Source organism: Microcoleus vaginatus HSN003 (genome assembly GCF_022701255.1).
Lineage (GTDB): Bacteria > Cyanobacteriota > Cyanobacteriia > Cyanobacteriales > Microcoleaceae > Microcoleus > Microcoleus vaginatus_B.
Genome location: NZ_CP031705.1, coordinates 755237 through 767292 on the forward strand (window position 1 = coordinate 755237; position 12056 = coordinate 767292).

At 44.4% G+C, this 12056-nt stretch carries 14 protein-coding genes; 5 read left to right on the top strand and 9 right to left on the bottom strand.

Annotated elements, in window-relative coordinates; translation table 11 throughout:
• Positions 1-30: 30 nt before the first annotated feature.
• Together rdgB and D0A37_RS03295 are read right to left on the bottom strand one after the other, a co-directional pair.
• Positions 31-618 carry an RdgB/HAM1 family non-canonical purine NTP pyrophosphatase gene (rdgB, locus tag D0A37_RS03290; protein WP_242721008.1) on the bottom strand — a complete coding sequence of 196 codons (588 nt, stop codon included), beginning with the start codon at positions 616-618 and terminating at the stop codon, positions 31-33.
• A gap of 15 nt (positions 619-633) precedes the next feature.
• Complete coding sequence (locus D0A37_RS03295; protein WP_445242470.1) at positions 634-846, bottom strand: hypothetical protein; 213 nt, start codon at positions 844-846, stop codon at positions 634-636.
• Positions 847-980: 134 nt separating this feature from the next.
• Here D0A37_RS03295 and D0A37_RS29290 point away from each other — a divergent pair, with 134 nt between their 5' ends.
• Both D0A37_RS29290 and D0A37_RS29295 read left to right on the top strand, forming a co-directional pair.
• Positions 981-1493, top strand: a complete 513-nt coding sequence (locus tag D0A37_RS29290; RefSeq protein ID WP_445242471.1) for a helix-turn-helix domain-containing protein — start codon at positions 981-983, stop codon at positions 1491-1493.
• Positions 1494-1513: 20 nt separating this feature from the next.
• Positions 1514-2050: a transposase gene (locus tag D0A37_RS29295; protein ID WP_445242472.1), complete on the top strand. Its 537-nt coding sequence runs from the start codon at positions 1514-1516 to the stop codon at positions 2048-2050.
• Between the two features lie 34 nt (positions 2051-2084).
• Here the strand turns inward: D0A37_RS29295 and D0A37_RS03305 are convergent, their stop codons facing one another.
• The 7 genes from D0A37_RS03305 to D0A37_RS03335 all read right to left on the bottom strand — a co-directional run bounded on the left by D0A37_RS03305 (position 2085) and on the right by D0A37_RS03335 (position 9296).
• Positions 2085-2435: a hypothetical protein gene (locus tag D0A37_RS03305; protein ID WP_242721011.1), complete on the bottom strand. Its 351-nt coding sequence runs from the start codon at positions 2433-2435 to the stop codon at positions 2085-2087.
• Between the two features lie 277 nt (positions 2436-2712).
• Positions 2713-4137, bottom strand: a complete 1425-nt coding sequence (locus D0A37_RS03310; protein WP_242721014.1) for a phosphoglucomutase/phosphomannomutase family protein — start codon at positions 4135-4137, stop codon at positions 2713-2715.
• 213 nt (positions 4138-4350) lie between these two features.
• Positions 4351-5085, bottom strand: a complete 735-nt coding sequence (gene folE / locus D0A37_RS03315; protein WP_242721017.1) for a GTP cyclohydrolase I FolE — start codon at positions 5083-5085, stop codon at positions 4351-4353.
• 103 nt (positions 5086-5188) lie between these two features.
• Complete coding sequence (locus D0A37_RS03320; protein WP_242721020.1) at positions 5189-5914, bottom strand: SDR family oxidoreductase; 726 nt, start codon at positions 5912-5914, stop codon at positions 5189-5191.
• A 246-nt stretch (positions 5915-6160) separates the two neighbouring features.
• Entirely contained in the window at positions 6161-7141 is a 981-nt protein-coding gene (gene accA, locus D0A37_RS03325; protein ID WP_242721023.1) for an acetyl-CoA carboxylase carboxyl transferase subunit alpha, read from the bottom strand.
• Positions 7142-7428: 287 nt separating this feature from the next.
• Positions 7429-8454: a long-chain acyl-[acyl-carrier-protein] reductase gene (locus D0A37_RS03330; RefSeq protein ID WP_006633353.1), complete on the bottom strand. Its 1026-nt coding sequence runs from the start codon at positions 8452-8454 to the stop codon at positions 7429-7431.
• 149 nt (positions 8455-8603) lie between these two features.
• Positions 8604-9296 carry an aldehyde oxygenase (deformylating) gene (locus D0A37_RS03335; protein ID WP_242721026.1) on the bottom strand — a complete coding sequence of 231 codons (693 nt, stop codon included), beginning with the start codon at positions 9294-9296 and terminating at the stop codon, positions 8604-8606.
• Between the two features lie 70 nt (positions 9297-9366).
• Between D0A37_RS03335 and D0A37_RS03340 the strand changes: the two genes are divergently transcribed.
• The 3 genes from D0A37_RS03340 (at position 9367) to D0A37_RS03350 (ending at position 11778) form a co-directional block, all read left to right on the top strand.
• Positions 9367-9558, top strand: coding sequence for a hypothetical protein (locus D0A37_RS03340; protein WP_242721029.1), 192 nt, complete (start codon positions 9367-9369; stop codon positions 9556-9558).
• Between the two features lie 232 nt (positions 9559-9790).
• Positions 9791-10609 carry a carbohydrate ABC transporter permease gene (locus D0A37_RS03345; RefSeq protein ID WP_242721032.1) on the top strand — a complete coding sequence of 273 codons (819 nt, stop codon included), beginning with the start codon at positions 9791-9793 and terminating at the stop codon, positions 10607-10609.
• Between the two features lie 213 nt (positions 10610-10822).
• Positions 10823-11778 (top strand): IS630 family transposase gene (locus D0A37_RS03350; RefSeq protein ID WP_242715677.1). Its coding sequence is split into 2 segments (ribosomal slippage): positions 10823-11156 and positions 11156-11778, totalling 957 coding nucleotides; the frame shifts between segments, so codons are not numbered across the junction.
• Positions 11779-12056 lie beyond the last annotated feature (278 nt).

Sequence of the window (12056 nt, forward strand, 5' to 3'; positions counted from 1 at the left end):
AGTTACACCCTGTTTTGGCTTTTTTCCGCATTACGGGTTGACAAGGTTCGCCATCTGTGGTAGTAGAGCCTGGAAGGCTCGACCGCGGTGAGAGTGCGATCGCTTGATATCGGGTGTCATTTCTGCAAAAGTCTGTTGCTGTGCGGGTACGTAGAAAATGGGGTCATATCCGAAACCTCCCGTACCGCGAGGAGTGTGGAGGATTTCGCCCCGACAAATTCCTTCTACTTGCAAGGCAATTGTACCGTCGGGACGGGCGATCGCGATCGCGCAAACAAATTGTGCTTCCCGGTTTTGTTCGCTTCCCAATTCTTTCAGAAGTCGATCGATCCTGTCAGCATCGGTTTTCCCGTAGCGCGCGGAGTAAATGCCCGGTTGGCCGTCGAGTGCATCTACCATTAAACCAGAATCATCGGCGATCGACCATTTGCCCGTTGCTTTTGCCACTTCAGACGCCTTCAAGCAAGCATTAGCAATAAAAGTTTCGCCTGTTTCCTCGATTTCCAACTCTTCCGGTTTTAGTTCCAATTCCCATCCCAAATCCTGAAGATAAACTTGCATTTCCTTGAGTTTACCCGGATTGCCCGTAGCTACAACTAGCAATTTATTATTGGTCATTATTTCCATTAAAACTTACCCATCGATATTAACAAAAGATTGGGAAAATGGTTGCAACAAAATTCCCAAAATCTTATCAACATCTTGAATATAGTATTCAATCGGATCGATATAAACAGTAGTTTCCTCCAAAATCAAGAATTTCCAGTTAGTACCCGTCGTCACCGCGCCGTAAATGCGATCGACCTCAGTGTCTTGGTTTTGATTGAAACATTGGGCCGCTACCATTGCGGCTACGCATTGACCCAAACCGCCAATGATATCTTCCTTTTTTGCCTCAAAAATTGTTATTATAGCAATCCTAAATCATTATCATGATTGTGATACAATTATATGCAATACTCGATCGTGACCATAAAAAAATGAATAACTTACAACTGCAACAAAAAGATAGGCAAAAAGAAATAGATTGTTTAGAATCTTTCATTAAAAGCGATATAGATGCCAGAGAACTAAAACGAGCAATAGCTGTAAGGATGGCGCTCTCAGGTAATATCTACCATGAGATCAGCAAAATTTTAGGTGTAAGTAATTTTTTTATTGGTTATTGGAAAAAACAATTTAAAACCAAAGGCATCGCCGGAATCAAACTAGGACATAAAGGGTCAAAAGGGTATTTAACAGCTCTACAAAATACTGAAGTAATCGAGTGGTTAAGAAATAAAGAATATTGGAATTTAGATGAGCTAGTTACTTATTTAGAACAAGAATTTGGTGTGATATATAAATCAAAACAGAGTTACTATGAACTTTTTGACCGGGCGAAAATTAGTTGGAAAAAAACTCAAAAAATTAATCCTAAATTTGATAAAGAACTGGTAAAAAAAAGACGGAAGAAATTAACGATATTTTATTTAAAAACAAGGCTGGTATAGAGTCTGGGGAAATAATAGTATTGTTTTTAGATGAATGTCATCTACTTCATGGTGATCTGACTGGTTATGTTTGGGGTCAATCCCAAATCCGAATTGAAGTCCCAATTACCAATGAAAAAGATAGACAAACTTATTTTGGCGCACTCAATTATCAAAGCAAAGAATTCCATGTTCAGAGCCATCCATCTGGTGATGGAAAATCAACAGTTAAATTCATAAAATACTTACAAGATAAATATAAAAATCGCAAGATTATCTTGATTTGGGATGGAGCTAGTTATCATAAATATGGAGAATTTAGAGACTTTTTATTAGAACTCAATGCTGCCAAAGAACCTGCTAATTGGTCAATTACTTGTATTTTATTTGCTCCCAATGCTCCCCAACAGAACCCCGTTGAAGATATTTGGTTACAAGCTAAAAACTTTTTAAGAAAGTATTGGTATTTATGTAGGTCTTTTAAGATTGTCAAGTTTCTGTTTGAGTTTTTTACTAACGAACATAAATTTGATTTCCCCAAAATACGTCAATATACTTACACACAGAAAATCATTTAGGATTGCTCTAGATATAGAAAATCATTTAGGATTGCTATATAACCGGAGCACTGATGAACAATTGTTCTGGAGATCCGCTAATAATATAATCGCAAAATCCTTGCAAGCCTCTTTCTGCATCGACAGTAAAATCCTTACCGGAAAAAAGAGAAACTTGTTTGTTTAACAATCGCCGAACTTCTGCTAATATCGGGGAAATCAAAAATTCTGAGCGAGCTTTTTCGGTGGAAATAAAAGTAGCTAGCGGTACATAATCGATCAGGATTGTGGTTAATATTTCAGATGGTGAAACTGGTTTGGTATCGGCAAATAAATTGCGGCTTTCATCTAAGGTTAATCCAAAATCTTTTTTGACTCTCGCAAGGCTGAAATCGCTGTATACCATTTGCGTTTATCCTAAAATCAACCTGATATAGCAATAGTATTTCATTGGTGAGTAAAATTTTTTTTAACGAACCGCGAAGACGCGAAGGACGCGAAGGAAGAGAAGAGGAGAGAAGAGAAAGAGTTCACAATTGAGGGGAGAATTGCTATGGCACTACTATTTTATTTAGGAAGAAGATTTTTTTTAACCGCAGAGGGCGCAGAGGACACAGAGAAAGAGAGATTTGATATCAATTTATCCGCGTTCATCTGCGTTCATCTGCGGTTAAAAACTCCGATTAATTATGCGCCCAAGCTTTCGCCCAGTTTAAGTTTTGCATAACTTCTTTCAATGTCGCTGCTTCTGAATATAACCTCAACACTGGTTCGGTTCCGCTAAACCGAATTAACAGCCAACTTCCGTCGGCTAAACGGAATTTATATCCGTCAGCTTTGTTGCAATCTACAACTGCTTTGCCGGCGATTTCTGTTAAGGGTTGATTTTCCAACAGTCCCAGCAAGCGGGAACGTTCGTCCATGTTTGCTAAGTGCAAGTCGATTCTGTCATAAGCTGAAGTAAAGCTTGTTTCTTGTTGCAGTCGGCTGTAAATTTCGCTTAAGTCTTCCCCGGATTTGACAACTGCTTCTAATAAGTACAGCGCTGACAGTAAAGCATCTCGTTCGGGAATGTGTGTACCGTAGCCAATTCCTCCCGATTCTTCGCCGCCGACTAAGACTTGGGTGGTTAACATTCGATCGGCTATATACTTGTAACCGATCGGCGTTTCAAATAATGGCAAGTTGTACAGCTTGGCAATTTTGGGAATTATGTCTGAACCGCTGACTGTTTTGATGACTTCCCCGGTCAAGCCGCGGCGTTTGGCTAAATGTTCGATTAATATGGGAACTAGGATTTGTGAACTGAGGAAGTTGCCGCTAGAGTCAACGGCTGCAATTCGATCGCTATCTCCGTCAAATACAAATCCGATGGACAAACCAGAGCTTTTTCGCTGGTGAGTTCGCATCACGCGGAACAACTGGGACAGGTAGCGCGGCAAAGGTTCGGGTGCACCGCCGCCAAATAGCGGATCTCGATCACTGTTGACTTCATGTACTGTTTCTTCTAAAATTTGAGCTAATCCTCCGGCGGCCGCACCGTGCATTACATCTACAAATACTGTAATTTTGCCGCTGGCGATCGCCTCTTTAATCGCCTCAATATCTACCATTTCCCGCAAGGTTTTGCAGTAAGCCGGCCAAGGATTGAAATTCTCCAATTTACCGGGAGTTGCTGAAAGTGCCGCCGGATTGTCGAGTTTTGCTTCTATCTGTTGAGTAACTTCGGGCGACACTGAACCGCCAAATCCGCCCTTGACTTTTAACCCTAAATATGCACCGGGATTGTGGCTGGCTGTCAGGACGATCGCACCCAAAGCATTTAATTGTTTGGCAGCTAAACTGAAAGCTGGAGTGGGGGCGTAGGATTCGCTCAGCAGCACGTCAAATCCTGCGTTTTGGACGGCAACAGCCGCTGTTTTGGCAAAATCTTCAGCCAGAAACCGCCGGTCGTAACCGACAATTACGGTACCGCTGCTGCCATCGCTGCCGCCGGTTTGTGCGAGAACTTGTGCCGCTAAGGGAGCGACTAACGCTACGCGATCGAATGTAAAATCGTCAGCAATGATACCGCGCCAGCCATCTGTACCGAATTTAATAGGATTCATTTAGTCACAAGTCATGAGTCACCCGTCTATTTTATGGGTTTATTAGTCGATCGTCATCTGATTTTAAATTTTAGATTTTAGATTTTAGATTATGGAATTGCGACTGCGGATGAATCTGGGGGCTAGTGACCAAATTACTTGATTGCTAGCCACCAGCCAAAAAGTGATTGGCTGATGACTAATGACTAATGACTAATGATTAATGACTAATGATTAAAAGAATGCCGGTTGGTGGCGGATCAAATTCAGGAATTCTTCGCGAGTTTTCTGTTCTTCTTGGAACACGCCCAACATGGCACTTGTAACCGTCCAAGCACCGGGTTTTTGGACGCCCCGCATCGTCATGCACATATGGCTGGCTTCCATTACTACAGCCACTCCCTTCGGTTCCAATATTGTCTGAACTGCTTCAGCAATTTGGCGTGTCAAACGTTCTTGCACCTGCAATCGGCGGCTGTACATCTCGGAAATTCGGGCTAATTTGCTCAATCCCACTACTTTTTGGTTGGGAATGTAAGCAATGTGAACTCGGCCCATAAACGGCAGCATATGGTGTTCGCACATACTGAATACGCTGATGTCTCGTACCAGTACCATTTCGTTGTGACCTTCGTCAAAGATAGCGCCGTTGAGGAGTTCTTCGAGGGATTGACTGTAACCACTGGTGAGAAACCGCATTGCTTCTGCTACCCGCTTCGGGGTTTTGAGCAATCCTTCGCGTTCCGGGTCTTCTCCTACTCCCAGCAGTATTGTGCGAACGGCCTCCATCATTTCTTCTTGCCCTACTTCTGAGGGTTTGGGCACGCTGGATTCTTGACCGTTCGAGGAATTGCGATCGGGTCGAATTGGGATGCGCGGGGTGTTGTTGTCTGCGGTTTGTAACAGTTTCATGCTGTCAGTCGAGAGTGAGTTCGAGCCATTGGAATCGGCGGAAGATGCAATTGTCATAACAAGTTGGTGTGAGGGTGAATCGATTTTGGATTGGGGGATATAGCTAGAGATTCAAAGATTGTTGAATTCGAGAAAAATCCAGCAGTCTAAAATCTCAAGTTCACAAAACTCCTGCGTTGGACATGAGCGTGATTTCTTCAATTACTGCACTCGCTGGCAACTGAACTGCGTGCAGAATTGATTGGGCGACGATTTCTGGGGTTAACATGGCGGTGCGATCGAAGTCGGCGTCCACGGTGTCTGTGTCCCACATGGGAGTGTTGACAGAACCCGGACAGATTGCTGTTACGCGAATTCCGTGAGCCCGTTCTTCGGCGGCTAAGGTTTTAGATAAAGCCATGAGCCCGAATTTGCTGACGCAGTAGGCTCCCCAGTTGGGGAAGGTTTGGCTGCCAGCGATCGAGGAAACGTTGATGATGATTCCCGATCGGCGATCGCGCATGGACGGCAAAACTCCTAGAATGCACTGCCAAACGCTTGTAAGATTAAGGTCTAGAACGCTCTGCCAGTCGGCTAGGGGGGTTTCCGTCAATGAGCCTGTGTAGCCCATACCAGCGCTGTTGACCAGGATATCTACGGAACCCAATTGAGCTGCGATCGCGCTGATGCTGGTTTGCACTTGCTCAATTTTTGCCAAGTCTAAGGGATAAGCTTCTGCTTTCACTCCGACTTCTCGGGCTGCTGCGGCAACGGCTTCTAAGTTTTCTGACTCTCGGCTAACTAAGGCCAGATTTATGCCCTCGGCGGCGAACGCTAGAGCCGTCGCTTTGCCAATACCGCTGCTGGCTCCGGTAATCAGAGCCTGCTTTGTTGTTGGATGGTTCATTCAGTGTCCTAATACTTTCGCTCGGCAACTCCCTACAGCGTTGCAGCCTTCTGAGGCAAATTAGACAACTGTCTGCTGCGGGTTATAACAGTTAATAATTATGAGATCAACATTAAGAACTGTTAAGCCGTGTCACCTGAGAAATTATAACACTGCTGACAGATCCGCAGAATAGTGAGTTATCAGTTATGAGTGAGAAGTTAAGAGATTTTTCACTACATAACTGATAACTCTGAATCGATCGGCTCAAGCAGAAATTTCACTGAATACACCGATGTGGCGAAACTTTTGATACCGAAGCTCGCGTCGCTGCTGAGGCGTAAGCTGTGTTAGTTCTGCTAAGTTTTCCAACAAAGCTTGTTTGAGCATGGAAGCGGCTTTGAGGGGATTCGAGTGAGCGCCGCCGATCGGCTCGGGTACTATTTGATCGAGAACGCCGAGGTTTTTCAAGTCCCAAGAAGTGATTTTAAGGGCTTCTGCAGCCAAGTTAGCTTTGCCAGAATCTTTCCAGAGAATGGCCGCACAAGCTTCGGGAGTGGCGACGGTGTAGACGGAATGTTCCAGCATCAACAGCCGCTCGCCGACACCGATACCCAATGCGCCGCCGGAACCGCCTTCGCCGATGACGGTGCAAATAATGGGAACGTCGAGGCGAAACATTTCTCGGAGGTTACAGGCGATCGCCTCTCCCTGTCCGAGCTGTTCTGCTTCTAAGCCCGCCCAAGCTCCGGGAGTGTCGATAAACGTGAAAATCGGCATTCCGAAGCGATCGGCGTGTTCCATCAGCCGCAGGGCTTTGCGGTAGCCGCCGGGAGCTGCCATGCCGAAGTTGCGGGCGATATTGTCTTTAGTGTCCCGCCCTTTTTGATGCCCGATGATGACTGTGGGACGCCCGTCTATGCGGGCAATTCCGCCGACGAGGGCCGGGTCGTCTCCGCCGCGCCGATCGCCGTGAAGCTCGATCCACTCGTCGCTAATTGCCTGAATGTAATCGAGGGTGCTGGGGCGGCGCGGGTGACGGGCGAGTTGCAGCCGCTGCATGGGGGACAAGCTGCTGAAAATCTCTTGTCGCAGTTGTGTCGAGCGAGCTTCGAGTTTGCGAATTTCGTCGGTAACATCGACGCTGTTTTCTTCGGCGAGTTCGCGAATCTGGTGAATGCGGGTTTCTAGTTCCGCCAGCGGCTTTTCAAAATCTAGGAGTAGTGGTTTGCGGTCGGGGTTTGCCACGCTGATAATTTCTATAAGGTTTTAAGGTTTTGTCGATCGACTATTTCCCGATCCTACCCTGTCTGGGGATAGTAAAAAATAGGGCAAAATTGGAAGTTTTGAGTTTTAAATTGTGATCTGCTTCGTACCGTGCTTAAAAACCAGGGGTTCCAGCTTCGTTTCACTTTTTAATATAATAGGTTAAGGCGCATACCCTCACTCTTCCTTCCCCCCAACAGTCAACAGTCAACAGTCAACAGTCAACTGCCAACTGTCAACTGTCAACTGTCAACTGTCAACTGTTAACATCAAACTGACATTAATAAAGGTCGGAAACCGTGTTTGACAGAAATAAGACCGATTTGCTCCATCTTCTCCACAGTAATTTGGTTCCGTCCCCAAGAAAAATTGGTATACAATTTTTCAAATTCCAGCAGCATTGATTCGGCAAAACACGCAAACAACTGTCTGCCCGGTACATCCATATTGACAATCTTCATAATTTTCCACTCTATATCGAGTGAATGCTCCACAATCCCGCCATTTAGTACGTAAATTCCGGGATGCTGAACCTGAGTTGCCAAATTTTTCGGATAGCCACCGTCAATCAATAAACAGGGTTGCTTCAATGTCTTAGGGTCAATTTCTACTCCCTTTGGCATACTGGCTACCCACACTACAATATCCGCTTGGGGCAGGGCTTCTTCCAAATCCATGATTTTGCCTCGTCCCAATTCCGATTGCAAATCTTGCAATCGTTCTTTGTCGCGGGCAATGAGCAACAATTCTGCTACATTTGTTTTAACATTCAGCCAGCGACAGACAGCACTGCCAATATCGCCAGTAGCACCGCAAACGGCTACAGTGGCTTTTGAAAGTTCAATCCCCAATTTTGGGGCTGCTTCTTCTACTTGGCGGCAGAGGATATAAGCCGTGTGAGTGTTACCAGTGGTGAAGCGCTCAAACTCCAACTTGAGATTGCGAATTTGCTTAATTTGCTGCAAGTTGAAAGTCTCAAAAATGATCGAAGAAAAGCCGCCTAAAGCAGTGATGTTAATCCCGTGTTTTTGAGCGTGTGCCATCGCATTAAGGATTTTGCGAGTGGCTGCTTTAATCCGGCGAGTGGCGAGCATTTCTGGCAGAAAACAGGACTCCACATAGTGGCCTTCTATTTTTTGTCCAGTGATGCTTGTTACCGTGATATGATCAACTATTTGGGGCGGTGCGCTGCACCAAAAATCAAGACCTTGATCGGCATATTCTGGATAGCCCAGCTCGTTAGCTACTGATTGGGCGTGTTCTAAGCTGGTTAAGTGACCGATTAGACCAAACATTAAGTTGTCAAATGAAGGAAGATTGAAAATGGAAGATGGAAGATGGAAGATGGAAGATGGGAAGATTAAAAATTTATCTTTTAAAATGAGGTATCCCATTTTTTATTTTTTATTTTTAATTGTTTTCCCATTCCTTATTTCCAAATTAACTAGGCTGCGAGGCCTTGTGCTGACATCCGCATGATGTCACGGTTGTTAAAGCCTATGTTACCTAGGGCTTCGCCGTAGGCAATCATAAAGTCTTCAATTAAAGCGTCTTTTTCCATTCCCAAGACGCGGGCATCGTCTGCGACAGCGTTTAGCAGCTTCCAGATGATGGGCAGGTTTTGGCGGTTGGCGGCTTCTAATTCCGCTTTGGATTCCTCAAAGTGAGCTTGCAGCCAGACTTCCCCAAAGTTGAGGTGGCTGTATTCTTCTTTGACGACGCCTTCGGTGATTTTGCGAGCAAAATCATCGGCGACGGGGATGTAGATGTTGTAAGCTGCGATCGCAAAACACTCGATAATTAGCGATTGAATCAGCAAGCAAGTTACAATCTGACCCTCAGCCGCGGCAGTTTGGAAGTTTCTGTGCAAATCCGAAAAGAACTCTTTGGCAAATGCCATGTCCGGCGTGACTTTAAGATTTCGGCCGCAAGCTTGGAAGCCCTTCATATGGCGGTTCTCCATCTTGGACAAGCCAATTAACTCTGCTTTTTTGTCAGCCAACAGTTCGGCCAGTGTCAGGTAATTGTCGTGAGCTTCTTGTTCGCCTTCAATCACAATGGCGTTGATGCGGCTGTAAGCATCTTTGTAAGTTTCGGTTTGAAAGTCAATTGTTGGGCTGGCCTCAAGCTGGGGCATAGATATGTAGTCTCCTCATATAAGCTTGTGGGATGTTTGGAAACCCCTTTAAAACTGGGGGTCAGTGACAGTGCACTTTACCTTTTTTGAACGCACCCCATCTAAATCAGAGATTATAGCTGAGGATTCTTTCGACAAAGAACTTTTCTTTGACGCTCCGGGAAAAACTGGCGTCCTCAGCGTGTTAGCCGGACTTTTGCCGTCGAACACTCCAGAAAGACTATCGCTAGAATGCTATCTATTTACTAATTACTTGAATTAGTCGTTAGTCGATCTTTTGCCCGGAAATAGATGATAGAAATACGGTCTATGTCTCCACCTTTAAAGGTTTTACAGTACCAAATCTATCTCTAACATTATATCCTAACCACAACTTCCTCGCTTGGTACTCCTTCTTTCCCTCTACGACATATTATGTTGTATGGGAATCCTCGGGGAGGCGATCGGGTTGGAGAACCTCACAGGCTTATTATTTTAGGTTAATTCACAAATTTATGGGTAAATCCTTTGACAGATATCAAGCGCTGGAATTGCTGAGTTTTATTTTGTTGCTGGCGGGGGCTGCCCTGGTGCTGCTACCGCTGGCTGCTGTATTTTTGGTTTCGCTGTCACCATCTGGTGTTGGTGTCAAGGCCACAGGCTTGACTTTGGCGAACTATCAGGAGGCTTGGCGACGGGGTAATTTTTTATTGGCATTCTTTAATTCTACTCTAGTGGCGCTCGCAGTGACGGGTTTTCAGGTTGTGACTTCTGCTTTGGCCGGTTATGCTTTGGCCAGGCTGAAGTTTCGGGGGCGACAGGCCATTGTGTTGGGGGTTTTGGCAACGCTGGTAATTCCGTTTCAGCTTTTGGTAATTCCGATTTTCATGGTTTTGAAGTGGGGCCATCTGCTGAATACCTACGGGGCGCTGATTTTGCCTACGGCGGCTAACGGTTTTGGGATTTTTCTGCTGCGCCAGTATTTTATGACTGTTCCGGTGGAGTTGGAGGAGGCTGCAATGCTGGATGGGGCTAACCGCTGGCAGGTTTTGTGGCAGGTGATGTTACCTTTGGCCCGCCCTGCTTTGGTGACGCTGTTTTTGTTTACCTTTATTGGGGAGTGGAATGATTTGTTTAAGCCGCTGGTGTTTACGACGCGACCGGAGTTGCGGACTGTGCAGTTGGTTCTGGCGGAGTTTCAGGAACAGTTTACTAGCAGTTGGCAGTTGTTGATGGCGGCGGTGGTAATTGGAACTGTACCGGTGGTGTTGCTGTTTTTGGCCGGTCAGCGGCAGTTTATTCGGGGGATTGCGGTGACGGGGATTAAGAATTGAGGTGGAGATGCTTGGTAATTAAGTTTATATAGCATTTCTTAGAAAGATGAGGTATAATATAACTGACTTAAACGGAGTGAAAAATATAGAACTTCAAAATGTTATACAGCTCTAATTAAATAGGGCGATCTTCGAGCAGTAGTCCCTCGACCCGCAGCAGTCACTAGAATGACAACTATCTCAAATTTTAGCAAGGATCACGCATTAGTAAAAATGAAAACTTATTCGATTGATTTTAGACAAAAAATTATGGATGTGTACCATAATGAACCGCTGTCACAAAGAGCAATAGCTAACCGTTTTTGTGTAGCCCTAAGTTTTGTCCAAAAATTGGTTAAACAGTATCGTGACACCCAAAACATTGCTCCTCGCACTGAGCGATGTGGAGTCAAATTAAAACTGAATGCAGAACAACTGCTAATTTTAGCGGAATTGATTGAAGCAAACAATGATGCAACTCTCGAAGAACTCCGTTATTTACTGTACCAAAAAATTGGTTTTACCATCAGCGTAGCAACGATGGGAAGAATGGCAAAACTCTTAAACATGACTTTGAAAAAAAAACTCTTTTCCCGTCAGACAAAGGCACTGACAGGGTTCAGAACCTGCGATACGAGTTCTGGCAAAAAATTAGAGAAGTTTGTTTCAAAGACTTAATATTCATTGATGAATGTGGAGTAAACTTGGCAATGGTTAGGTTATATGCTCGATCTCTAAAAGGTTCAAGAGCCAAGGGATCAAAACCGAATAAACGCGGAAGAAATGTCTCAATAATTGGAGCTATATCGGTCAAAGAAGTCCTAACATCAGTTAATTTAATAGGTACAACTGATGCAATTACATTTGAGGCTTTTATTATCCGAAAATTAGTGCCAAAGTTATGGAAAGGTGCTTGTGTAGTCATGGATAATTGTACTATTCATACCGGAGAAGAAGTAGAAAAAGCCATCCAAAAAAAAGGGGCTAAATTAATATACTTGTCGCCCTATTCGCCGGATTTCTCCCCAATTGAAAATTTATGGTCAAAACTTAAAAATATTCTCCGTTCTATCAAGACACCTAATTATAAAGAGTTAGCAAAAGCCATAGAGTTTGCATTTAGTGAAGTTACATCAGCAAATATTTGGAATTGGTTTACTCACTGCTGTTATTGTACCTCACCTTTGTAAGAAATGCTATAGTCAGATTTTGAAGCATTCTCAAGAACAGGCAAGATGCCTGTTCCACAAGAACATTTAGTATTTGTGGAACAGGCATCTTGCCTGTTGCTGACATTGGTAAAAGATGTGAACTTGTAGTCACTCGGCGATTGAACTCGCTACTATAGCAATCCTAAATGAGTCGTAAAATTTTTACCCCACCCCAACCCTCCCCTTACCAAGGGGAGGGAGTAAGAAATTCACAAATGATTTAGGATTGCTATATACAAACGAAGTCCACTTTCAGC